The sequence below is a fragment of the Thalassospira sp. ABL2_045 genome (genome assembly GCF_056161285.1).
Genome location: NZ_JBSWYV010000004.1, coordinates 312,487 through 336,055 on the forward strand (window position 1 = coordinate 312,487; position 23,569 = coordinate 336,055).

Below are 23,569 nucleotides of genomic sequence, written 5' to 3' on the forward strand. Positions count from 1 at the left end.
ACTTCAAACGTTTGCACTGTTTTTCAACGTATGGCTGTAGTGTCGATAAACAAATGGCATGCACCAGTGACGCGTAGGCTTCCTAGTAATCAAGCCTGTACTGAACGCCAGCCTTGCTGTCGATTTCGGTGGTTTCGCTGGTGACACTGATGTTCGGGGTGACTTCAATTTCGACTTCGACACCGCTTGACCCCGGGGTGGATCCGGCCTTGGTACCGACATAGACGCCTTCGGTCAGGTATTTGCCGACCTTGACCTCTGGCCCGTCTTCACCGCCGCCAACACGCAAGACATCCGCACCGATAAAGCGTCGGATGCTTCCCACCACATCAAGGCCCGTGCCGCCGCCAGACAGTTCATTGAGCGCACTTGCCAACTGAACGGCTTCGACTGCAGACAGGCTGCCTTGTGACTTGCCAAACAGGACCTGCGACAGGATTTCGTCTTCGGGTAGCGACGGATTGGAAGACAACACAAGTTCAGGGTCACTTGACGGCCCCTGGAAACCAGCCGTCACGACCAGATCTTCGGTGGAATAGACCCCTTCGATATCGAGCATCGGATCCGGCGGTGACGCACCGGCAAAGGTAATCTGGGAATCCCGAATGACAAAGGTCTTGCCGATCACATCAAGCTGCCCACGGAGCGCGGACAATTGCCCGCTGATGCGCGGATCATCGGTGGCACCGGAAATATCAAGCCGCCCGCCCCACTCGGAATCAAGTCCCTTGCCCCGCACAAACAGGCGTCCCGGAATGTCTACCGTGACATCCAGATTGCCAACAAATCCCCCCTCAGCGTCGTCGGTTTCCTCGGTGGCTTCGGTGTCGGACGCATCAGGCAGGTTTTCAATTTCAATCGTCGGTACTGATTCCGGCAGAGCCAGGGTCAGATCGACTTCGCCGCGCAGAACCGACACTTTGCTTTGAATATCCGCCTCGGACTGTGAGCCGGTCACGCTGGTTTGCACATCGGCCCAGAATTGCAGTTCATCCTTGCGCGACAGGGCAACGTTGCGCAGATCAGCAGAGACGTCATAACGTACCTCTCCGCCATCAAGCAGATCAAGATCGACAGATGCCTCCGCTGCGCCATTGCCGCCGTCGGTTGCCGTAAAGGACGGGATGGAAAGGCCTGCCTGGTCAAAGGTGCCCTCAAGCGCCATCTGATCAAGGATGGTCCCGTATTCAAGGTTTTCATAGTGACCGCCGGCAAGGGATACGTCCCCGTTCCAGCGCACATCACCAAGCGTCCCGCTGACATCCAGCGCGAGCTTGATCTTGCCTGACACCTGATGATCCGGGGCCGGAACATAGGGCCAGAACTCGGCAATCTCTCCATTCAGACGTACGCGCGCCGATACCGGTGCTGAAAGGTCCGGGCTGAATTCCTGCTCAAGGACAGAAATGGCAAGCGGAACGGTGCCCTCCGCCGTCAGGGCATCGATATCGCCATTGCCAAGCGACGCCTGGCCGTTAAGTGTTCCGTCCGCAAGCGTGATATCAAGCAGCATTTCAAACGGCTTCAGATCGGCAACCGCCTTGGCCGTGATGCCTGAAATCCGGCCTTTGACCTCTGCTGTTGGCAAATTGCCGCGGGTTTCACGCAAGCGCGCATCGAGATTTGCCGTGCCGCTCAGCCCGTCATATCCGGAAATGCGGCCCCACGGGCCAAGATCAACGTCATTGAGATGAACCTCGCCGGAAATCGATCGTTGCTGGGCTTCCTGATCAAGGTTTGCCACCAGATGCCCGGTTCCAACCGTCAGGTCGGCAACAAGCTGCTGACGGCCATTTGCCCGCAAGACAAATTCCAACGGTTTGCGAAGCGCGATGCTCTGATCCCCGATGTTGGCATCAAACTGGCTGGCGGTGACGTTGATATCATCGCCAAGGGCGACATCCGCAACCAGATCTGTCGAAATCGGCACGTTGCCCTGATAAAGCCCGGCACCGTCCATCGTGATCGCAAGCGCATCCAGACCGCCTTCGACATCAAGGGCGACTTCATCAATCGCGATGGCACCGGTGATGATGTCACGCCCGTTCAGTTTGGCAGATATTTCCGGCGCGTCGAACGCGTTAGCAATCGTGGCATCAAGTTCGACATCCTCGATCATGGTCGGATTGGCATTATCGGTTTCGGCCATCCGAAGCCCCTTGGCAGATGCAGAGGCCGTAATGGTTTGACGGTCATTGTCCGGACGAAGCGCAATATCAGCAACCAGGGTCCCATTACCAAACCCGACACCAAACTGATCAAGCAGCTCGGCATCAAGGTTTGAAAGCGCAATATCACCGTGCATCGGAACGTTGTAATCCGGCAGGGTGATGTCACCAGAAAGCGCCAGATGCTGCCCATTAAGAGCGATGCCTTCAACGCGCAATTCGTCAGTTGGCAAGACGACATTGGCGGCAAGCTTGAACGCCCGGCTTTCCCACATGAAGTCCGCAGCATTGCCAAGCGACAAAACAGACTGTTCAGACCATGACATCTCGCTTGTCAGCACGATGTCCGAGAAGCTTTGCCCCGCGACATCAAGGCTTGGCACGCTGAGCTCAATCGTGCCCGGTGGGGCCGACAAGGCACCATCAAGGTTGGCCGTTAAGGTTGCCGGTTCAATTTCAAGACCAAGGTCGGGTGGCACAACACCCGGTGCGATATCGAGCTTGCTTTCAAGTGCCAGTTTCTCGAACGCGTCGGTGATATTCAGCTTCAGCGGGCCGTTAATCATCGCTGTTTGGAGGGCTATTACATCCACACTTAGATCAAGATCGGGCGTGAGCGCGACATTGCCTGTAATACGCGGTGCCTGCCCGATAATACGATCAAGATCCGAAATCCCGAATGCGGCCTGACTGGCGGAGACTTCAAGACCAGTTTCAAGGCCCTGTGCGTCCGACCATGTCAGATCGGGCAAGGCCACCTGCCCGCGCCCACTCAGATCAAGCCCCGAAATCGGTGCAAAAATCGCCAGATCACGGATTTCGGCCACAAGGTTTGAGGTGGAAACCACCAGATCTTCGTTCACATCCGCCTGCCCGCGCAGGGTGATGTCGGGTACGTTTATGGCCATATCCCGAACCGAGATATTGGCAAAATCCGGCGACATTTTCGCATCAAGGGTCAGGCTTTGTTCTGCACCAAGAAATGCGTCAAGCCCCGGATCATCCCAATTTGTCCCGGATGTCGACAAAGCCACGGCCGCCTGGACGGGGTCGTCAATGTCGTCCGTCGCAGGCCTATCACCCTGCAGGGTGACATCATCAATCTGGGATATGGGGGTTTTGACATCACGGCCATTGACGCGCACCGCAAGACCAGGCATCGCCAGATTGCCATTGGCTTTTACCGAAAGCCCAAGCTCCGACCAGGTTACTGCCCCATCCAAAAGCTCGGCCATTTCCGGATCAATATCGGCATTGATATCCGCCGTGATCTGGCTTTGATCAAGATCGATTGCGGTTGTGCCAGACAATGACAGGGCATTTGCCATCGCAATCGAAATGCGATCAAGAGCAAGGGTTTGGTCACCCTGATCAAATGCCCCGCCAATGCCGAGTTCGATGTTCTTGTGGAGGTTTTCCGGCAACTGTTCGGTAATGCGTTCCTGCGGGACAAGCCCGCCATCAAGGGCAAAGGCCAGAACATCTGATGACAGCTGCACGCCGATATCGCTTTGAAGCGATGCATAGCCGTCCGCTGAAAAATCAAGCGTCCCGCTCCAGTCATCAGCGGGGCCATCCCCCCGCAGCGCAACAGTAATATCGGTTGCGACACTCGGATCAACACCCGCCAAGGTCATGACCAACCCGTCGCGACCCAAGGCGCCATCAATCTCGGCAGACAGCCGTTCACGTGGCCCGTCAAAATCCAGATCCAGCTTGAGGCGATCCGTGCCGCCATCGCGGGGCTGCAAGTCCAGAAATGCTGTTGCAGACAGATTGCTACCAACCTTTGCCCGACCGTCGAGGGTATATAAAAAGCTGTTGCCCGTGATCTGATCAACGATGGCGATTTCGCCAAGATCAAGATCATCCAGCGCCACGGAAAGCGGCATGGAAAAACCACCACCGGACTGATCGTCTTCTTCGGGCGTTTCGGGCGCAGTACCATCTGGCAAAATGATATTTGCCGAAGCCACACCTACACGGTTGATCTGCAACTGACCGCCCAGAAGTGCCATTGGCGACCAATCGAACGCGACGTCATTGACATCAACATGCAGCCCGTCCGACGGCCGATCCATTATGAGGTGATCAAGCGTCAAACCGGTCCACAGACTGCCATCGATCCGGCCGAGTTCAAACGTACTGTCAGTCGCGGTCGAGACCGTTTCATTAATCATCGGGGTCGCCATGCGCAGGACCGGCCCCGTGCCGGCGATGGCAATCAGACCGGCAAGACCAAGTACAGTTCCGCCCAGGCCATAGGCGGCATAGCGCAGCCATTTCTTGGTGGATGGGCGCGGCTTGGAAGGCTTGGGTTCAATCGGTGACGACGTGTCAGACCTGGTCAAAATGCCTGCCCCAGACTGATATAGAATTGGAAATCATCATCAATGTTTTCGCGTTTATCAAGCGGCACGGCGACATCAAAGCGCAATGGACCGACCGCCGTGTAATAGCGGAAGCCAAGGCCGGCTGCCCATAGAAGACTGATGTCTTCGGGTTCAGACCGTGCATAAACATTCCCGCCTTCAATGAATGGCACGACGCCAAAGCTTTCGGTCACACGCGCCCGGAATTCGGCGCCAACTTCCAGTACGGATCGGCCACCCAGCGGATCATGTTCATCATCAAGCGGTCCGACCTTTTGGTATTCGTAACCGCGGATCGATCCGCCGCCACCAGAATAATAGCGTTTGTTCGATGGCAGACTGCCGCGTTCCTCGCCGATAATCGTGCCGGTGCGCGCACGCGCCGCAAAGACGTAGTCACCATCGTCGTCAAACGCCAGATATTGCGACCCGGCCAAAGAGACAGACGTGAAATTGGTGTCCTTGTCTGTCAGACCCATATAGGGCGAAACATTGATTTCAAAGCGGTTGCCCTCGGTCGGGTCAAGCGGATTGTCGGTATTGTCATGGCGCAGAATACCGCGCAGACCGGCAAGATAGAATTGCTCGTTCGGGGAATCTGAGCCGGTAAGATCGGAATATTCCGCCGTCACGCCAAAGGTGGTCGTCCAGTTTTCCCAAAGCGGACGTTCAATACCGACAAAGCTGTCAACCGTTGAGCCCTTATAGGCATCGGTGTCGTTGTTTTTGGCATCCGCCTCGGCAACAAAGGACTGACGGCGTTCCAGGAATTGCGGCTTCTTGAATTCGGCCGACATGCCCTGTTCAAGGCTTGAAACATCAACACCAAGCCGCAGCTTCTCCCCCCTGCCAAACAGGTTGCGGTGTTCCCAAAAGGCATTGGCCCCCGGCCCATCCGCGATCGAGAAGTTCACCCCGCCACCGATCGAGCGCATTTTGCGCTCAACCACATCAATTTCGACAGGCACTTCACCATTGTCATTTACCGGTCCGGCGACTTTGACAATCACACTGTCAAACAAGTTGCTTTGCGCCAGATCCCGGCGCGTGGTGCGGACCTGGTCGGGATGATATTGTTCGCCCGGCTCCCAGCTGTGATAGCCCGCGATAAAATCAGGATCGACATCCTCTGCCCCGTTCACCGTGATATCGCCAAACTTTGCCAGTGGCCCGGTATTGAAGGCGTAATTGATCGTGATCGTTTTTTGCGCGGTGTCGGCCAGAATGGTGCGTTTTCCCGCCTCAACAAGCGGATAACCCTGTTCGCGCAGGATATCGACGCCGTATTGTTCGCCCAGAATGATCGGCTCCGCCGTGGCGCGCTGACCGATTTCAAGACGGGTCTTTTCGAGTTCCTCGTCAGTCGCGTGGCGCTCGACCACCCGATCCGGACGGGTGATCACAAGATTGACGGCCGCAATCAAATAAGGCGTGCCGACATCGACAGTATAGGTCAAAACCAAGGGTGTTGGTTGAACCGTCGTTGTTTCAAGCGTGTCATCGCCCGCGTGCCCATCGACAGTATCTTCGCCAGCACCCTGGGCTGGCGTATCGGTTTCGGGCGCATCCTCTGATGGGCTGATTACAGGCTTTTCCTGGATATCAAAGGTGATCTGGCCGTCGTAAAAACCGCTGGATCGCAGCACCGCCTGAAAGCGTTCGATATCGTCTTCGGCACGACGCTGCAATCCGGCACGCGACGCGGTCGGGCGCGATTGCAGACGCTGTGCGGTACTGACCGAATTCAATGCCGCAATCAGGTTTTCTTCCTGCGTATCAATGCCGGTAATTTCGACGTCATAGGGAATGGTGGTTTGAAGATCGTTTTGAACGACGTCGCCGCCGTTGCCGTTACCGTTGCCCAGCCCCAGCAACCCGCCGCCTTCCTCGTCGGATGCGCATGCCGAAAGCATCGTGCCCGCCAGCAAGAGCGGGACAATAGCAGCACGGCGCCCGAAAGCCGGGAAAGTGCGAAGGATGTTCTTATTCAAACCATCGTGCCCTTGATCGGCCCGCCTTTCTGGCGGGTCATGACTGAACTTGTTTCGTTTGGACCTTGTTTTCCATATAGGTGCAAACGATCAGGATTATTAAATGTTTCAAAACAGCCTTTTGAAAACACCATATTTTTATTCGACGCATTGGTCGAGTGCGACCTGTGCCATGATCCATGAAAAAATGGCATGGCTATGAACGATAAATGCGCTTGTGAGATTTCAAGATTGAGCGTACCGGGAGTTGAAAGCAACAAGATTGCTTCACCCCACCGCAGGAGGTCCCCGCAGTGACTTCGACCCGAACCGATACTGTTATCATCCGCAATGCCATCTGTGCCGATCTTGATGGGCTTTGCGCCCTTGAGACCGGCAATTTCGACAGCGATCTGATCTCGCGCGCATCGTTTTCGCGCTTCCTGCGCCAAGCCAGTGCGCGTCTTCTGGTCGCCGATGCCGGTGATGCCGATCATCCTGATATTGTCGGGTATGGCTTGCTGTTGCTGCGTGCCAATGCGGTGACCGCGCGGATTTACTCACTGGCGATTGCAAAAGACTGGCGCGGCAAGGGTTTGGGGACGCAACTCCTCGCCGGGCTTGAAAACCTTGCGATGGATGCGGGATGCACGTGCATGCGCCTTGAAGTGCGTACTAGCAACAAAACCGCGCGCAACTTGTATGAACGACACGGCTATGCTCGAATTGCCGATCTTCCAGGCTATTACGAAGATGGCGGCGATGGCATCCGGCTTGAGCATGCGCTTTATGACGGCGAAGGCACTGTCACGCCAGCCGTTGCCACCGGCGCGCCGCTGATCCTTGTTGACCGTCTGTCGGATCAACGCTTTGCCGTATCAGGTGCGCGGGTTGTGCGGGTGCGCGACTATCTCGCCCTTGATCACGGGGTGCGTAACCGGCGTGTGATCAACCTGTGCCAGTCTTATGAGTATCTGTCGCGTGGCTATTATTGCAGCCTTCTGGCTGCGGCCCGGGCAGAGCGCGTCATTCCCGAGGCTGATGTTCTTTTGGATCTCAACTGGAAACGCCTGCAGAAAACCGCGCGTGCGGAACTGAGCCCGCAAATCATCGAGGCATTGGAAAAATCAGGCCAGACACCCGATCAGGCGCCAGAATATATCGACGTCTATTTCGGGCGCACGGCGAACAAGAAGTTCCGTCAGATTGGCGAACGCGCCTTTGATCAGTTCCGCTGCCCGATCCTGCGTTTGCATCTTAATCCGCAGGACCGCAGGATTTTGCGTGAAATCGAAGCCCCGTCGATCAACCAGCTTGATGACAGCAACCTTGCCGAGTTCGAGGCCGCCTTGCGTGCCTATCTCCGTGGTCGCGTGCGCAAACAGGGCAACGTCACCCCGCCGACCGCCCTTGTCGCCATTCTACATGACCCGGACGAAGTCCTGCCGCCATCTGATAAGGAAGCGCTTGCCAATTTCGTGCAGGCCGCATCCGACCTGGGGGCCAAGGCCGAACTGATCACGGCGAAGGATTTCCATCATCTTTCGGAATTTGATGCGCTGCTGATCCGCGAAACCACCGCCCTTGATCATCATACCTATCGCTTTGCCAAGCGCGCGGTAAAGGAAGGCATTCCGGTGATTGACGATCCGGACTCGATGCTGCGCTGTACCAACAAGGTCTATTTGGCCGAATTGCTGCGCACACACCGTATCCCGGCGCCCAAAAGTGCGATCTTTGACAAGCGTCGCATTGCCGAAATCGGCCAGCAATTCAGCTTCCCGTCGGTTCTGAAGGTGCCTGATGGTTGTTTCTCGCGCGGGGTGCGCAAGGTCAAATCGCCTGAACACCTCAATGAAGTTGCGACCGAGATGTTCAAGAATTCCGAACTTCTCGTCATTCAGGAATATGTCGAAACCACCTTTGACTGGCGAATTGGTGTTCTGGGCGGTGAAGCCATCTTTGCCAGCCGCTACTTCATGGCGCCAGGCCACTGGCAAATCGTCAAACATGAAGATGACGGCAAAAGCTTTGAGGAAGGCGGGTTTGAAACCCTGCCGGTCGAAGAAGCACCAGCTGACATCGTTGCGACAGCCCTTGCCTCTGCCCGCCTGATGGGCGATGGCCTTTATGGTGTGGACGTCAAGGAAACACCCTATGGCCCGATGGTGATCGAGGTGAATGACAACCCCAATATCGATGCCGGGGTCGAGGATGTGGTTCTGGGCATGGATTTGTATCGCCGGATCATTGCGCATCTTCTTGGCAAGATCGCACGACCATAAACTGATCACAGCGGATCGCAGACGAAGAGAAAGGCCGGGTATTTACCCGGCCTTTTTGTGGATAAAGACAGCGGCTTGCAGTTTGTCACGGCCATAGCGTGCCATCAGATCGAATTCGTGGCGCAGAATGGGCACGGACAGGCAATCGCTTCCGGTAAAGGGCTCATGGTCCTCGCCAATGTCAGGATCGCTGATATAGACAAACCGCTCATCAAAGCCCGACACCACCACCCAATGCGGGATCTTGTCCCCATAAATGCGGTACTGGCTGATCAGGACCAGTGCCATTTTGCCTTGTTTGGTGCGCTCTTCGATCTCGGCAATGCCAAACGGGCCGGTTGTGACCGGAATGCTGGCATCAAGCGCCTGACGGGCAAAGTCGTAATGCACCAGTTCGACCACTTCGCGGTTTTTGGGTTTGCGTACAGTATCGACAAAAAGCGGCCCATCGCGGCTGCTGAGTACTTCGGCGTCAAAGCCGCGCTTATGCGCTGCCAGCGCCAGCCCAAGCGGGCCGCACCCGCCATGCCCGGATGTCATGAAGATCGTAGTGGCTTCACGCCACAGCGCGATTTCAAGATTGCGATCAAGTGCGATATCCGGATCAAGAGCATTCATCGCCATCATCAAGGCCGCCGGACCACAGGTAAATGGCAGGGTCTGGTGATAGAAATGAATGGGTGATGGCAGGTGCATCGCGTTTGGCACCAGGACCTTTTCCATACGAACGGCATTGCTGTGATCAGGATAGTAATCCGGATAAAGGGCAAATTCCCGGTACCCGTTTGCCGCAAACAAACTGATCGCATCCGGATTTTTCTGACTGAATTCAAGACGCAGGACCGGCGCACCGAAATCAAGGCTGAGCTCTTCGGCCTGTGCGATCAGGGCGCGACCGATCCCCTGCCCGCGCTGATCGGGTGACACCGCCATGGAATAAAGGCGCGCGAGCGCAACATTGCGGCGGAAGATCACCAACGCATAGCCAACAACGGCACCATCCGCGGTTTCCGCCACGGTCAAGCGTGCGGTTTCACTGCCGATAAAGCGCTTGAAGGCACGCCGGTTTAGTCGGTCGACATCAAAAGAGTCGTTTTCGATGTCGCACAGCACAGCAAGATCATCGCTGTTCGAAGGTCGAAATCGGATATCGGGGAGTTGGTCTGCGTTTAATGCCATCGCACTATCACTTGATAAACCCATGCCAGTCCGGGCATGCGCGGATATATCGTCATGAAACGCAAAAAAGGAATAGTGCAATTTATGCGATGCTCACTGCGTTTTTTTGCACAGCAACACACCGCATAACCTGCAAATTCAGATCGCCTAGCCGCGCGTCGCGATCCGCGGTGCCAGCGGGGACATGTCATATCCGGCATCGGCCGCGGCCTTGATGATGTCACCTGCCGGCATTTGCCCGGCATTGGCCAGCGACCAAAGAATGGTGCAGCGCGTGCCGCTGCGGCAATAGGCAAAGACGGGCTTTTCGGCAGCCGCCAGATTGGCCGCGAACGCATCCGCATCCGCATCGGATACATTGCCACTTGCGACCGGCTGGAAAATTGCCTTCATACCGGCTGCCTCGGCCTTGGTCGCAATTTCAGAGAATGAAGGTTGTCCCGGGTCTTCATCATCAGGTCGATTGCAGATGATGGTCTTGAACCCGGCTGCGGCGATTTCGTCAATCGCCTCAATCGGCATTTGCGGAGATACAGTCAGTTCATCACTCAGGCGTTTCATTTTTATATTCCGTTCGTCGTTGCTGGTCGCCGTGCCCGATTGATCGGGTTTTTACAGCACGTACACTCAGCATACCGCACAGAGTTGCGGATACCAGCATAACGTTCACACAACAACAAACCGAACGGAATATTGCGATTTCAAAAGCCATTTATGGCCTTATTTGGAAAGCGGGCAGGTCCGAATTCCGAACAGCGTATAAAGCGGGCAGAACCGAAACGCTGCAGTCACCAGCATGACAACACCAGCAGCAATCATCACCCAGCCATAAACGCCATACGCCATACCACCGTCTTCCGGGGGCGCCGAAACAAACGGCAAAGCCAGCAAAACAACGCCAGCGACGGCACGAACAAGACGGTCCAGAGTTCCAACATTTGCCATGAATTCCTCCTTGGGAAAGGCGATCAATTGTTTTTAATACATAACATTATGAACTATTGTTTTTCATTGATAAGAATCAATACGCAAGCCCGGCTCATGCAAATATCGACAATGCCCACACACCCTATTGCCTTTGCCATTTGACCGTGCAAAAACCGATTAAAATCAAAACACTCAGGAAGACGTTCATGTTTGGTCAGCCATCGATATTGCAGCAGAAAGGCACCGGATGCTGTTTGCCGGAAACCGCTAATTCGGGAGACACGGTATGATCACCATCCGCCCCTTTCAAAACAGCGATGCCCCTGCCCTGATTGACGTTTTCAGGCGCGCGGTTCACGAACTGGGCTCAGGCGCATACGGCCCCGACCAAACCAAGGTATGGTCCGAACTTTGCCCAACGCCAGAGCAATGGATCGACATCATGAATGATGGCCGAACAACCTTCATCGCCGTTGATGAGAAAAACCAGCCCGTGGCGTTTTCCGATCTGGAATCAGATGGCCATATCCGGTTTCTCTATGCCAGCCCGGATATCTCTGGAAGCGGTGCGGTCACCACGCTTTATGCCACGCTTGAGGCCGAGGCCGTAAAACAGGGCATCGGCAAGCTCTATTGCGAGGCAAGCGAGCTCGCCAAATCCTTCATGCTCAAACAGGGGTTCTCGGTGGTTGAACGCCGTGATTTTGAACTGTGCGGGGTGCCGATCCACAATTACGCAGTTGAAAAACGCTTGCGGCCCCGGCCCAAGGCGGAATGACACCATCAAAAAAGGCTGCCGGTTGGCAGCCTTTTTGTTTGCTTAGTCGCGCAGTCCGCGACGTGCTGTGCCCAACACCCGATCAATGAACAGATCGGCCTGTCCGATATAGTTCACCGGATTGCGGACATGTTCCCAATCAACCGGCGCATCGGTCAGTTTCGGTAACTCGTCAAACAGATTGCTTTGATTGGCCGCCGACTTGGCCACCGCTTCCTTGACCAGCTTGTCTGCGGCATCTCGCCCGATATGATCGGCAAGGGCAAATGTCGCGGCCTCTGCCAGCATTGCACCCCGTGACAGCTCCAGATTTTGCGCCATTCGATCCGTATTGATCTTGAGATCGGGCACCATATCCACTGCCTGCGCAAGCGCCGCACCAGTAGCCGTGATCATTTGTGGCAGGGTCAACCATTCCAGAAGCCAGCTTGCCCCGCAGCGTTCATGATCATGCAGTTGTGCTTGGGAAAAGGTACCCAGCTGCCCGGCATTAAAGCGCGCCAGGGTCACCAGCATTTCCGCCTGCACCGGATTGGATTTGTGCGGCATGGTCGATGATCCACCGCCCTTTCCGGGCTGGACTTCGGCAATTTCGGATTGCGCCAGCAGAACCAAATCCTGCCCCATTTTGCCAAGCGCACCGGTCAGTGCCGTCAGTTGGCTGGCAAAATCGACGAGGCCGTCACGCTGCGCATGCCAGGGCATATCAGCCAGGGGCAGATCAAGTTCCTCGGCCAGATTGTTTTCAACATCAGCGGCCTTTGCCCCGATGGAAGCCAACGTCCCCGCAGCCCCGCCAAACGAAACGCGAAGCAAATCAGACGCCAGGCTTTCAATCCGGCGATCAATCCGAACAAGTGGTGCCAGCCATCCGGCGGCCTTAAGACCAAAGGTGGTCGGAACCGCCTGCTGGGATCGGGTACGACCAATCATCACCGTCTTGCGATGGCTATCGGCATGGGCTGCAAGCACCTTGGCCAATTTGCGAATGCGACGACGAATGATCGCAATCGCATCACGCAGCTGCAGGACAAGAGCCGTATCCACCACGTCCTGACTGGTGGCACCGAAATGAACATATCGTGCATCTTCGCCACCAATTTCGCCCTTCAACGCCTTGACCAGTGCCGGCACCGGAACGCCTGCACTGGCGGTCGGTCCCGCAAGCGTTGCCGGATCCGGATTGAAATCGCGGCACACATCGGCAATGCGAACGGCACTTTCTTGCGGAATCGCGCCTGCGCGTGCCTCCGCCGCTGCAAGGGCCGATTCAAAAAGCAGCATGGATGAAATCTGTGCCCGGTCTTCAAACAGCGCGGCAATTTCCGGATCGGAAAACAGATCCCCAAGCAGGGCAGAGTCAAAGGGTGAAACGCTCATCAGGTATCATCCACCGTTCAAACAGGTGTGAATTCAAGTCGATAGTGTCGCGCCAGCAACCATATTGGTCAATAACGCAAAAAGAAGCCGCTGCCCGTCAACCGGCACAGGGGCACCTTTAAAAGATCAATCCGCCATCAGCCTTACACAGCTTCAAGCGCAATCGCGATGCCCTGACCAACGCCAATGCACATGGTCGCCAGCGCACGTTTGCCACCGCTACGTTTCATCTGCAGGGCTGCGGTGCCGGCAATACGCGCACCGGACATGCCCAGCGGATGACCAAGGGCAATCGCGCCACCATTGGGGTTCACACGTGCGTCGTCATCGGCGATGCCAAGATCGCGAAGTGTCGCCAGCCCCTGTGATGCAAAGGCCTCGTTCAATTCGATCACATCAAGCTCGTCGGTTGACCAGCCAAGGCGTGCGAGAAGCTTCTTGGATGCCGGGGCCGGGCCAAAGCCCATAATGCGCGGCGCCACACCGGCGGTCGCCCCACCAACAACGCGTGCAATCGGGGTCAGGCCATATTTCTTGACCGCTTCCTCGGATGCGACGATCAGCGCTGCTGCGCCGTCATTGACACCCGATGCGTTACCCGCCGTGACCGAACCGCCTTCACGGAACGGGGTCGGCAGTTTGGCAAGTTTTTCGGCCGTGGTGCCCGGACGCGGATGTTCGTCCTTGGAAACAACAACCGGGTCGCCTTTACGCTGCGGAATGGTCACCGGAGTGATTTCCTCAGCCAGATTGCCATTCTCCTGTGCGGCGACGGCATTGTCCTGCGAACGGGCAGCAAAGGCATCCTGATCTTCGCGCGAGATGTTGAAATCCTCGGCAACGTTTTCGCCGGTTTCGGGCATGGAATCCACGCCGTACTGTTTCTTCATCACCGGGTTCACAAAGCGCCAGCCAATGGTGGTGTCATAGATTTCGGCATTGCGCGAAAAGGCCGAAGACGCCTTTGGCATGACAAACGGCGCCCGGGACATGCTTTCAACGCCGCCGGCAATCATTAGGTCTGCTTCGCCCGATTTGATCGCACGCGCGGCAATAATGATTGCATCCATGCCCGAACCGCACAGACGGTTGACCGTTGTGCCAGTAACCGTTTCCGGCAGACCAGCCAGAAGCGATGACATACGCGCAACGTTACGGTTGTCTTCACCGGCCTGGTTCGCACAGCCAAAGACGATGTCGTCAACAGCGGCAAAATCCAGATCCGTGTTACGGTCCATCAGCGCTTTCAGCGGAATGGCACCAAGATCATCGGCGCGCACTTGTGACAGGCTGCCACCAAAGCGGCCAATCGGGGTGCGGATGTAATCGCAAATATATGCGTCAGCCATTTCTAAGATCCTTTTTATTGCTCTTACTGCTGGTCCCCATGGGCCTTGGCGGTACGAGCATGCAGTTCACGCAGAACCTGCAATTCTTTCTCGGACGGGATCGCAGTTTCGGCGACTTCGTCGGCGAACTCAACATCCCAACCGGTATTTTCGATGATTTCTTCGCGGGTTACGCCCGGATGGATCGAAGTCACAACGAATTGCTTGCCCACCGGATGCGGTTCCATGATGCAAAGATCGGTAATCAGACGCGACGGACCTTTGGTATCAACGCCGTAAGACGCGCGGTCATCACCGCCCTTGCCATGACCAAGCGATGTCACGAAATCGATCTTATCGACAAAGCCGCGTTTGCTTTGCTTCATGACAAGGAAGACTTCACCACAGCTGGTCGCGATTTCCGGCGCACCACCGCCGCCCGGCAGGCGGACCTTGGGGTTGTCGTAATCACCGATCACGGTGGTGTTGATGTTGCCATACTTGTCAAGCTGGGCCGCACCAAGGAAGCCAACCGAAATCTTGCCGCCCTGCAGCCAGTAACGGAACATTTCCGGCACGGCTACCGTGTTCACAGCGGTTTCGCAAAGCTCGCCATCACCAATCGACAGCGGCAGAACGTCCGGCTTGGTGCCGATGGTGCCACTTTCATAAATCAGGGTAATGTCAGGCGCATGGGTCAGGCGTGCGAGGTTACACGCTGCCGACGGCATCCCGATGCCAACAAAGCACACATCGTCGTTTTTAAGCGCGCGTGCGGCGGATACCGTCATCATTTCAGTCGGGGTATATTCAACCATAATTTTTCCTCCGCTTAGCCTTTGTTTGCTTCACGCTTGGCCGCGAAATCTTCGGGACCGCCATTAATGACATGCTCTTCGAGCCAGGCCTGGAACGCTTCGCGATCACGGGCAATCGGGTCCCATGCCTTATAGAATGCGTTGTCACGGCTGTAATAGCCCTGCGCGTAGGACGGATGCGCCCCACCCGGAACTTCGACAATCGCCGTTACCGCCCAGTTGGGCAGCATGACGGCATTGGGCGAGATATCACCGAAATCATCGACAATCTCTTCGACCGTGATGATGGATTTCTTCGCCGCCAGCACAGCTTCTTTCTGCACACCGACAATGCCTTCAAACAGGATATCGCCTTTTTTGTTGGCCTTTTGGGCGTGCACAACGGTGACATCCGGGCGGATCGCCGGAACAGCTGCCAGGCTTTCGCCGGTGAACGGGCATTCGATGAATTTGATATTCGGGTTCACACGCGGCAGTTCCGCCCCGCGATAGCCCTTGAACACCGCACAAGGCAGGCCAGCAGCCCCCGCGTCATAGGCATTGGCCATCGCCGCGTGGCTGTGTTCTTCGATCTCAAGCTTGGTCGGCCATGCCTTTTCATAGGCATCGCGCAGACGGTGCAGCGAGCCAACACCGGGGTTACCGCCCCAGGAAAAGACCAGTTTTTTCGCACAACCCGCACCGATCAGCTGATCATAGATCATATCGGGGGTCATACGGATCAGGGTCAGATCCTTGATGCCCTGACGAATGATTTCGTGTCCGGCAGCATGCGGGATCAGATGGGTAAAGCCTTCCATCGAGATGGTGTCGCCATCCTTGACGCAGGATGCGACCGCCTCTTTAAGCGACATGAAACGTGCAACCACGGCAAAACTCCTGTGGTATCAATCAAAAAAATTTACGAGTGCGAGAAAGGAGGTCGATGGCTGCGACCGCTGGCTTTCCCCAAAGCAGCCGACGCAGCCATCGGACCAGATCGACTTACACGTCGAAGAACACGGTTTCCCGGTCCCCCTGCATGTGAATATCGATCCGGTATTCAATCCCCGTCGGGGTTTCGACACGCTTGGCAATCAGGGTGTCGCGACGATCTGCCGGGACTGACTGCAAGACTGGATCCTTTGCATTGCGGTCTGCTTCATCGTCGAAATAGAAACGGGTAAAGGCGTGAACCAGCATGCCGCGCATAAACACGATCACGTTGACAAACGGCGCCTCGGCGTCTTCGACAACACCCGGCTTTACCGTGTCAAACCAGAAGCGCAGCTTGGCATCCGTTCCCGTGCCGCAACGGCCAAGGCCGCGGAACCCGGTTTCAGAAACATCAACCGGCTTTTCGCTGTAAACGCCATTGGCATCGGCCTGCCAGATTTCGATCATCGCATCATTGACCGGATTGCCTTCGCCATCAAAAACGGTGCCGGTGATGCGGATATGTTCACCCGCCGCATCTGGGCCTGCAACAGTCGGATCGGCGATATCGGTGAAGTCGTATGCGTACTGGCCTGCGGTCAAGCCATAGGCGAAATACGGACCAACCGTCTGTGAGGGGGTTTCACCATAAGCCATGACTTAATTCTCCATCGGGGTGCCGTTGCGTCCGCGCAGGACAATGTCGAACTGATAACCAAGGGCAAAGCCTTCCTCAGTCTTGTCGATCGAGAATTTGGCAATCAGGCGTTCGCGCGCTTGCGCGTCCTCGGTACCAAGGAAAATCGGATCGAGATCCAGCAGCGGATCACCCGGGAAATACATCTGGGTGACAAGGCGGGTGGCAAAGCCCGGACCAAACAGTGAGATATGGATATGGTTCGGACGCCATGCATTGAAGTGGTTGCCCCACGGATAGGCACCCGGCTTGATGGTATAGAACTTATAATTGCCCTGATCATTGGTAAAGCAACGCCCTGATCCTCGGAAATTGGGATCGAGCGGCGCATCATGCTGATCAACCTTGTGCACATAACGACCGGATGCGTTTGCCTGCCAAATCTCAACAAGGGTGTTGGGCTGCGGGCGACCATCGGTATCCATCACACGGCCATGCACGACAATGCGTTCACCAAGCGGCTCGCCATTGACGACACCGTTTTTGGTCAGATCGAAATCCATTTCACGCACGCATGCCGGGGCAAAGCGCGGACCGGTGCCTTCGGTCAGGCCAGACTTGATGGCAAGCGGTGCCTGGCTTGGCCCGCGCAGCAGGGTCGATTTGTAACCGGGTGCGATATAGGGGGCGTGGGAACCCCAGTCACGCGGCTTGAAGGTGGACATGAGACTACTCTCCCTTGGATGCCGCGTCGATCTCGGCATAGGCTTGTTTGGCGATGCGGAACGCCGTATTGGCGGCGGGAACGCCGGCGTAAACCGCAACATGCATCAGGGTTTCACGGATATCATCGCGCGTTGCCCCGGTATTCAAGGTCGCCCGGATATGCATGGCGAGTTCTTCTTCATGGCCAAGCCCTGCAAGCAGCGCGATGGTCACGATCGAACGTTCACGCTTGGTGAACGCGTCACTCGTCCAGACACCATTCCAGACATTCTCGGTGATATAGCGCTGAAAACCTTCGTCGATTTCCGTGATGTTCTTGGATGCGCGATCCACATGTGCATCGCCCAGAACGGAACGGCGGGTTTTCATGCCAACGTCATACCGGCTCTCAGACAAGGTTCTTCTCCTTGGTAAATCGGTCGATCAACCGGGTCAGCAATTCAGGGGTTTCGATACATGGCAGATGCCCGACCCCGTCAATCAATTCGAATTCGGCACCGGGGATGGCAGATGCCATGGCGCGCACCACATCGGGCGGCGTTGCCAGGTCTTCCGATCCACAGATACATAGGGTTGGAACAGCGATTTTTCCCGCCGCATCGCGCAGATCACCATCGCGCAGCGCGATGCAGGTCCCGACATAGCCTTCGACCGTGGTGCGAACCAGCATGTCGCGATACATCGCGGTTTCAAGCACCCGTTCCGTGCGGAAGGTCGGCGACAGCCAGCGTTCGATAATCGCATCGCCCATGGATGCAATCCCGTCGGCCTTGATGGCCTCGATCCGGGTGTTCCAGCTGTCATAATCGCCAAGCTTGGATGCCGTATCACACAGGATCAGGCCACGCACACGACCGGGCACCAGTTCAGTGACTCTCTGGGCGATCAGACCGCCGACCGACAGGCCGCAAATGATCACCTGATCCAACCCAAGATAATCAAGCAACCCGATCAGATCATTGGCATGCAGCGAAACGTCGTACGGCGCATCACCAATCCCGGAAAGACCATGGCCACGCTTGTCATACGTTACGATGTTAAAGCGTTCGGACAGCGTCCCGACAACATCGTCCCAGATGCGCAGATCAGTACCCAGAGAATTTGCAAAGACCAGCACCGGACCGTCTTTCGGCCCCGACTGGCTATAATGAATGTGTGTCCCGTTGACCGGGGCGACTTGCAGACTCATTATCGTTTCCACCCTGCTTGTTTGGCCTTACATTCGCAGATGGTTTTGGTTATGTAAAATGAGGAATTGCGTATTTTGCATAACTATATAATTATACATCAGACACCCATCGGAACATTCTAAACTGCTGACATGTAGGGCTGCATGCTAGATCAACGCATCAAATTCCGTCATCTGACCTGCTTTCTGGAGGTCGCGCGCCAACGCAGCGTCGTCAAGGCTGCCGATACGCTGTCCATTACCCAGCCGGCCGTGTCGAAAACCATCCGCGAACTCGAAGAGCATCTTGATGCGCGCCTGTTTGACCGATCAAAGCGTGGGGTCACCCTGACCGATTTCGGCAAGGTGTTCTTGCGTTATGCCGGGGCCAGCGTCACGGCCCTGCGTCAGGGTGTCGACAGCATCAGCCAGGTGCGCATGCATGGCGGGCTTTCGATCAATCTGGGCGTATTGCCCACCGTGGCCGCAAGTGTGATGCCCAACGCCATTCGTCATTTCAAAACCCTTAGCCCCGATACCACGGTCAAGGTCGTGGCGGGTCCGAACGTGATGTTGATGGGGCAATTGCGCGTGGGGGAACTTGATCTTGTGGTCGGGCGATTGGCCGAGCCAGATCAGATGTCGGGCCTGTCGTTCATTCATCTTTATTCAGAACACATCTCGCTGGTCGCGCGGCCGGGGCACCCGTTATTGGCCGACAAGAACCCGGACATTACCCGCATTCGCGAATTCACCGTTCTCGTGCCGCCCAAACAGGCGATTATTCACCCGACCGTCGACAAGATGCTGATTGCGCATGGCATCGGCGCCCTGCCCGACCGTATCGAAACCGTTTCGACATCTTTCGGCCGCGCTTTCACGCGTGAAACCGATGCGATCTGGATTATCTCGAACGGGGCGGTTGCATCCGATATTGTCGAGGGACATCTTGTCGAACTGCCGATTGATACCAGCGATACCTTTGGTCCGGTTGGCCTGACCACCCGAATTGATTCGCCGATTTCCCCGCCGGTTGAAATGCTGATCAATGCCGTGCGCGAAGAAGCATCCCGTCATCACAGCGAACAGGCAGGGGCAAACACATAATCATTTGGTTATGGATATGTGCCTACATATCATTATACATAACCATCACGTACCTATTAGATTGCACTTAATTCGGCATGGCTGAAATGCGTCAAACGCAGGTCATGCGATAAAAAAAACAATAAAAACAAGACCAAGAACAACAAAAAGAACTCTTGGACAACTTCGTACGCTAGATGCGCATCGTGGCTGAAACGCTTGTCGGCGCAATGAACGCGACAAGACGTTCATAAGGAGGAAGAGAATGAAACAGATCACCAAAATGCTTGCCGGTGCTGCTGTCGCGACCATGGTGTCGTTCGGCGCACACGCACAGGAAGTCACCTTGACCGTCCACCATTTCCTGGGTCCGAAGGCACCGGCCCAGTCCAAAATGATTGAACCGTGGGCAAAGAAGATCGAAGAAGAATCAAACGGCCGCATCAAGTTTGAAATCTTTCCGTCCATGTCGCTGGGCGGCAATCCGCCGGAACTGTATCGCCAGGTTCGTGATGGCGTGGCTGACATCGTCTGGACACTGCCGGGATACACCCCGGGCGTGTTCCCGCGCCTTGAAGTGTTTGAACTTCCGGGGATTCATCTTGGCGATGCACGCGCAACCAACCTTGCGATGTGGGATCTGAAGGAAGAATACGCCGAAGACCTTAACGACATCCACCCGCTTGCTGTTCACGTGCATGCCGGTCAGGCCATTCATCTAACCGAAAAAGAAGTCCGCACCGTTGACGATGTCAAAGGCCTGAAACTCCGCACCCCGACCCGTACCGGTTCCTGGGTGATTGAATCCTGGGGTGCAGAACCGGTTGGCATGCCGGTCCCGGCCCTGCCGCAGGCGATGTCGCTCGGCGTCGTTGATGGCGGTCTGGTGCCTTTCGAAGTTGTGCCGCCGCTGAAACTGGCTGAATTGATTTCCTATTCCGTTGAAGGCGAAGGCGTGAATTCGCGCTTTGGCACCTCGACCTTCCTGTTCGCGATGAACAAGGACCGTTACGAGAGCCTGCCTGATGATCTCAAGGAAATAATCGACCGCAACTCGGGCCGTGATTTTGCAGCCCAGATTGGTGACGTCTTTAACGGCGTTGAAGAAGTTGGCAAGCGTATGGTCAACGAAGGCAAGGGCCAAGTTGTTCAACTGACCGCAGCCGAAAAAGCAACCTTTGACGATGCAGCCGCATCTGTCGTTGATCGCTGGATCGAAGAATCCAAATCAAACGGCATTGATGGCGCGAAACTCGTCGAAGACGCGAAAGCTGCCGTTCAGGCTCATACCAAGTAACAGTTTCAAGTTACTGGTAAATATTGTGGGGTCACGTATCATGCGATGCGTGGCCCTGTTTTCCCGCTAGATTGCCCGCTAGATTGTTAGAGATATGAAAAACGTGCTCTACAAGGCTGCCTCATGGCTTGCCGTTGCCGGTGGCATGCTTGCCCTGCTGATCGCGATTGTAACGATTGTCAACGTTACCGCCTTTGGTCTGGACAAGATTGCCCGACTGTTCGATGCCAATGTCCCAGCCATTATCGGCTATGAGGACTTTGTCAGCATGATCGTCAGTTCGGCCGCCCTGATGTTTTTCCCGTATTGTCAGGCGCATCGCGGTCATGTCGCGGTTGATGTCTTCATCAAAATGTTTCCCGACTGGTTTTCGCGCGTTGTTGACGCGATTTCCGGCATACTGATGACCTGTCTGGCGCTGTTCCTTGGATACATGATGGTCAATGGCCTGATCGAGGTTCGTGGCGACAACACCCTTTCCGCAATTCTGGGCTGGCCGATCTGGCCGTTCTATGTTCCGGGCATCATTGCGATGTTCCTGTGGGCCGCAATTGCCGGAAGTCAGATTTTCGAAAGAGAAGCCGATGTCTGAACGTGAATTGATCGGCCTTGGTGGCCTTGCCGTTCTCTTTTTCATTCTTGCCCTGCGCGTTCCGGTCGGCCTTGCCATGGTCGGCGTCGGGATCGGCGGCAACTATGTGCTGAGCCTGTTTTTCCCGTTCCTGCGCTTTGACCCCTATCTGCAGCAATTCAAATCCCTGCTTTACGGGATTGTCTCGAACTATGAACTGTCGGTCGTTCCGCTATTTGTTCTGATGGGCTATCTCGCAAGCCAGGCCAACCTGTCGCGTGATCTATTCCAGGGCGTCAATGCCATGCTGGGTCGGTTCCGCGGTGGTGTCGCCATGGCAGCCATCGGTGCCTGTGCCGGTTTTGGCGCGGTATGCGGATCATCGCTTGCAACCGCATCGACCATGGGTAAGGTCGCCCTGCCCGAGCTTGACCGTCTGAAATATTCGCCGCGTCTGGCCACCGGCACGCTGGCAGCGGGCGGTACGCTGGGGATCCTGATCCCGCCGTCGGTTGCACTTGTAATTTATGCGGTGACGGTTGAGGCCTCCATCATTCAGATGTTTCAGGCCGCGATCATTCCGGGCCTGATTGCCGTTCTGTTCTTTATGGCGGTGATTGCCATTCAGGTGCGCCTGAACCCGTCACTGGCCCCGAAACCCGAACCGATGCCAGCCGCCGAACGCAAGGAAGCCTTGCTGCGCCTGATCCCGGTGATGGTGATCTTTGGTTCGATCATTCTGGGGCTCGGTGCCGGTCTGTTTACGCCGACGCCTGCGGCCGGTGTGGGTGTGTTCGCCATTCTGGTGTATGGCGCCTATATGAGCTGGAAAGGCAAAGGTGGGCTGACCTGGAAGGGCCTGCGTCAGTCGCTTAAGGATACGGCGATTACGTCTTCGATGATCTTCTTCATCCTTCTGGGTGCGGAAATCCTCAAGGGCTTCTTTAGCCGCGCGAACCTTCCGGCCTATATGGCCGAAGCTGCCGCGACCAGTGGCTTTGACCCATGGCTTGTCATGGTTCTGATGCTGCTGGCCCTGATCCTTCTGGGCTGCTTCATGGAAAGCCTGTCGATGATCGTCGTGGTGATCCCGTTCTTCTGGCCGGCCCTTGTTGACATCAACGGTGGTGACTGGGCTACGGCCGCGACTGCGGCCTATGGCATGGGGACCGAGGACCTTAAGATCTGGTTTGGTATCCTGGCCCTCATTGTCGTGGAATTGGGTCTGATCACGCCGCCTGTGGGCTTGAACGTGTTCATCATCAATGCCCTTGCCAAGGGTGTTCCAATGACCCAGACCTTCCGCGGTGTCATGCCGTTCTTCGGTGCGGAGATCATCCGAATTCTGTTACTGATCTTTGCGCCGATAATAACGCTGTTTGTGCCAACCATCCTTGGCAATTAGCGAAGATCATTTGTTTTGCAAAAGCCCGCCCGTTATCGTGGCGGGCTTATACTTTGAGAGGCAGAAGGATTTGTTATGATCCTTCTGCCTCTTTTGTTTGAACGGGTGGTGGCCACCACCCGTTCACGGTGCACAGAGCGGTTGAGCCCTTGCGGGCAGGACCCTTGACGGTCGTGAAAAAGCAGAACCCTCTGAGCACCCTGAGGCTTCGTCGAACCGCTGAGAGAGCTTTTACGCTCGTGTATAAGAGGGACAAAGCCAATGACTTATACTACGCGTTTTGTGGGGATCGATATATCGAAATCCACCTTTGATATTTGCCTGTTACCTGAAAACCGGACAAAAACTTTTGCCAATACGCCCTCGGGCATTGCCAGCTTTCTTGGTTGGCTTGCCGGGTATGAGGATGTTGAGCGTATCCTTGTTGAACCGACAGGAGGCTATGAACGATCAATTGTTGAAGCCTTACTGGCAGCACGCCGGCCCGTTGCAAAGGTGAATGCGAAATATATCCGCCAGTTCGCCCGCGCCAGCGGCCAACTGTCCAAAACCGACCGGA

21 protein-coding genes are annotated in these 23,569 nt (G+C 55.8%); 7 read left to right on the top strand and 14 right to left on the bottom strand.

Annotated features, from left to right (window positions below):
* Positions 1-82: 82 nt before the first annotated feature.
* Genes ACXAIA_RS09115 through ACXAIA_RS09125 form a run of 3 tightly spaced genes read right to left on the bottom strand, consistent with a single transcriptional unit; the run spans position 83 to position 6,791 of the window.
* On the bottom strand, positions 83-4,519 hold the full coding sequence (locus ACXAIA_RS09115; protein WP_475349040.1) for a translocation/assembly module TamB domain-containing protein: 4,437 nt from the start codon (positions 4,517-4,519) through the stop codon (positions 83-85).
* Positions 4,516-6,531 carry an autotransporter assembly complex protein TamA gene (locus tag ACXAIA_RS09120; RefSeq protein ID WP_475349041.1) on the bottom strand — a complete coding sequence of 672 codons (2,016 nt, stop codon included), beginning with the start codon at positions 6,529-6,531 and terminating at the stop codon, positions 4,516-4,518. Before ACXAIA_RS09120 ends, ACXAIA_RS09115 begins: the two co-directional genes overlap by 4 nt.
* Positions 6,528-6,791 carry a hypothetical protein gene (locus tag ACXAIA_RS09125; RefSeq protein ID WP_475349042.1) on the bottom strand — a complete coding sequence of 88 codons (264 nt, stop codon included), beginning with the start codon at positions 6,789-6,791 and terminating at the stop codon, positions 6,528-6,530. Before ACXAIA_RS09125 ends, ACXAIA_RS09120 begins: the two co-directional genes overlap by 4 nt.
* 33 nt (positions 6,792-6,824) lie before the next feature.
* Here ACXAIA_RS09125 and ACXAIA_RS09130 point away from each other — a divergent pair, with 33 nt between their 5' ends.
* Positions 6,825-8,795, top strand: coding sequence for a GNAT family N-acetyltransferase (locus ACXAIA_RS09130; RefSeq protein WP_475349043.1), 1,971 nt, complete (start codon positions 6,825-6,827; stop codon positions 8,793-8,795).
* Between the two features lie 42 nt (positions 8,796-8,837).
* Here ACXAIA_RS09130 and ACXAIA_RS09135 read toward each other — a convergent pair whose 3' ends face one another.
* From ACXAIA_RS09135 to ACXAIA_RS09145, 3 genes are all read right to left on the bottom strand, one after another.
* Positions 8,838-9,974, bottom strand: a complete 1,137-nt coding sequence (locus ACXAIA_RS09135) for a GNAT family N-acetyltransferase/peptidase C39 family protein (protein WP_475349044.1) — start codon at positions 9,972-9,974, stop codon at positions 8,838-8,840.
* 147 nt (positions 9,975-10,121) lie between these two features.
* On the bottom strand, positions 10,122-10,535 hold the full coding sequence (locus ACXAIA_RS09140) for a protein tyrosine phosphatase family protein (RefSeq protein WP_475349045.1): 414 nt from the start codon (positions 10,533-10,535) through the stop codon (positions 10,122-10,124).
* 159 nt (positions 10,536-10,694) lie between these two features.
* On the bottom strand, positions 10,695-10,919 hold the full coding sequence (locus tag ACXAIA_RS09145; protein ID WP_475349046.1) for a YgaP family membrane protein: 225 nt from the start codon (positions 10,917-10,919) through the stop codon (positions 10,695-10,697).
* A 268-nt stretch (positions 10,920-11,187) separates the two neighbouring features.
* Here ACXAIA_RS09145 and ACXAIA_RS09150 point away from each other — a divergent pair, with 268 nt between their 5' ends.
* Positions 11,188-11,679, top strand: a complete 492-nt coding sequence (locus ACXAIA_RS09150) for an N-acetyltransferase family protein (RefSeq protein ID WP_475349047.1) — start codon at positions 11,188-11,190, stop codon at positions 11,677-11,679.
* A 42-nt stretch (positions 11,680-11,721) separates the two neighbouring features.
* On the opposite strand, the gene pcaB is transcribed toward ACXAIA_RS09150, so the two are convergent.
* From pcaB to pcaD, 8 genes are all read right to left on the bottom strand, one after another.
* Complete coding sequence (gene pcaB, locus ACXAIA_RS09155) at positions 11,722-13,059, bottom strand: 3-carboxy-cis,cis-muconate cycloisomerase (protein WP_475349048.1); 1,338 nt, start codon at positions 13,057-13,059, stop codon at positions 11,722-11,724.
* Between the two features lie 143 nt (positions 13,060-13,202).
* Positions 13,203-14,408, bottom strand: coding sequence for a 3-oxoadipyl-CoA thiolase (gene pcaF, locus ACXAIA_RS09160; RefSeq protein ID WP_475349049.1), 1,206 nt, complete (start codon positions 14,406-14,408; stop codon positions 13,203-13,205).
* A gap of 23 nt (positions 14,409-14,431) precedes the next feature.
* Positions 14,432-15,205, bottom strand: coding sequence for a CoA-transferase subunit beta (locus ACXAIA_RS09165; RefSeq protein ID WP_475349050.1), 774 nt, complete (start codon positions 15,203-15,205; stop codon positions 14,432-14,434).
* A gap of 14 nt (positions 15,206-15,219) precedes the next feature.
* Positions 15,220-16,074, bottom strand: coding sequence for a CoA transferase subunit A (locus ACXAIA_RS09170; RefSeq protein WP_475345755.1), 855 nt, complete (start codon positions 16,072-16,074; stop codon positions 15,220-15,222).
* A gap of 115 nt (positions 16,075-16,189) precedes the next feature.
* Positions 16,190-16,777, bottom strand: coding sequence for a protocatechuate 3,4-dioxygenase subunit alpha (pcaG, locus tag ACXAIA_RS09175; protein ID WP_475349051.1), 588 nt, complete (start codon positions 16,775-16,777; stop codon positions 16,190-16,192).
* A 3-nt stretch (positions 16,778-16,780) separates the two neighbouring features.
* Positions 16,781-17,482 (bottom strand): protocatechuate 3,4-dioxygenase subunit beta, encoded by a 702-nt coding sequence (gene pcaH / locus ACXAIA_RS09180; protein WP_475349052.1) that lies wholly within the window; start codon positions 17,480-17,482, stop codon positions 16,781-16,783.
* Positions 17,483-17,486: 4 nt separating this feature from the next.
* Positions 17,487-17,879 (bottom strand): 4-carboxymuconolactone decarboxylase, encoded by a 393-nt coding sequence (gene pcaC, locus ACXAIA_RS09185; RefSeq protein WP_152630574.1) that lies wholly within the window; start codon positions 17,877-17,879, stop codon positions 17,487-17,489.
* Entirely contained in the window at positions 17,872-18,672 is an 801-nt protein-coding gene (pcaD, locus tag ACXAIA_RS09190) for a 3-oxoadipate enol-lactonase (RefSeq protein WP_475349053.1), read from the bottom strand. The genes pcaC and pcaD overlap by 8 nt, the downstream gene beginning before the upstream one ends.
* A 144-nt stretch (positions 18,673-18,816) precedes the next feature.
* Between pcaD and pcaQ the strand changes: the two genes are divergently transcribed.
* The 5 genes from pcaQ to ACXAIA_RS09215 all read left to right on the top strand — a co-directional run.
* A complete protein-coding gene (gene pcaQ / locus ACXAIA_RS09195) occupies positions 18,817-19,758 on the top strand; it encodes a pca operon transcription factor PcaQ (RefSeq protein WP_475349054.1) in 942 nt (313 codons plus the stop codon).
* Between the two features lie 244 nt (positions 19,759-20,002).
* Positions 20,003-21,034 carry a TRAP transporter substrate-binding protein gene (locus ACXAIA_RS09200; protein ID WP_475349055.1) on the top strand — a complete coding sequence of 344 codons (1,032 nt, stop codon included), beginning with the start codon at positions 20,003-20,005 and terminating at the stop codon, positions 21,032-21,034.
* Positions 21,035-21,128: 94 nt separating this feature from the next.
* On the top strand, positions 21,129-21,626 hold the full coding sequence (locus tag ACXAIA_RS09205) for a TRAP transporter small permease (protein WP_475345749.1): 498 nt from the start codon (positions 21,129-21,131) through the stop codon (positions 21,624-21,626).
* Positions 21,619-23,010, top strand: coding sequence for a TRAP transporter large permease (locus ACXAIA_RS09210; protein ID WP_475349056.1), 1,392 nt, complete (start codon positions 21,619-21,621; stop codon positions 23,008-23,010). Before ACXAIA_RS09205 ends, ACXAIA_RS09210 begins: the two co-directional genes overlap by 8 nt.
* Positions 23,011-23,271: 261 nt before the next feature.
* On the top strand, positions 23,272-23,569 hold a 298-nt coding region (locus ACXAIA_RS09215), incomplete at its 3' end, for an IS110 family transposase (RefSeq protein ID WP_475349057.1).

Coding starts and splice junctions, on each gene's coding strand:
- ACXAIA_RS09135 (WP_475349044.1), bottom strand. CDS start 9,974: ATGGCATTAAACGCAGACCAACTCCCCGATATCCGATTTCGACCTTCG.
- ACXAIA_RS09140 (WP_475349045.1), bottom strand. CDS start 10,535: ATGAAACGCCTGAGTGATGAACTGACTGTATCTCCGCAAATGCCGATT.
- ACXAIA_RS09145 (WP_475349046.1), bottom strand. CDS start 10,919: ATGGCAAATGTTGGAACTCTGGACCGTCTTGTTCGTGCCGTCGCTGGC.
- ACXAIA_RS09150 (WP_475349047.1), top strand. CDS start 11,188: ATGATCACCATCCGCCCCTTTCAAAACAGCGATGCCCCTGCCCTGATT.
- pcaB (WP_475349048.1), bottom strand. CDS start 13,059: ATGAGCGTTTCACCCTTTGACTCTGCCCTGCTTGGGGATCTGTTTTCC.
- pcaF (WP_475349049.1), bottom strand. CDS start 14,408: ATGGCTGACGCATATATTTGCGATTACATCCGCACCCCGATTGGCCGC.
- ACXAIA_RS09165 (WP_475349050.1), bottom strand. CDS start 15,205: ATGGTTGAATATACCCCGACTGAAATGATGACGGTATCCGCCGCACGC.
- pcaG (WP_475349051.1), bottom strand. CDS start 16,777: ATGGCTTATGGTGAAACCCCCTCACAGACGGTTGGTCCGTATTTCGCC.
- pcaH (WP_475349052.1), bottom strand. CDS start 17,482: ATGTCCACCTTCAAGCCGCGTGACTGGGGTTCCCACGCCCCCTATATC.
- pcaD (WP_475349053.1), bottom strand. CDS start 18,672: ATGAGTCTGCAAGTCGCCCCGGTCAACGGGACACACATTCATTATAGC.
- pcaQ (WP_475349054.1), top strand. CDS start 18,817: ATGCTAGATCAACGCATCAAATTCCGTCATCTGACCTGCTTTCTGGAG.
- ACXAIA_RS09200 (WP_475349055.1), top strand. CDS start 20,003: ATGAAACAGATCACCAAAATGCTTGCCGGTGCTGCTGTCGCGACCATG.
- ACXAIA_RS09205 (WP_475345749.1), top strand. CDS start 21,129: ATGAAAAACGTGCTCTACAAGGCTGCCTCATGGCTTGCCGTTGCCGGT.
- ACXAIA_RS09210 (WP_475349056.1), top strand. CDS start 21,619: ATGTCTGAACGTGAATTGATCGGCCTTGGTGGCCTTGCCGTTCTCTTT.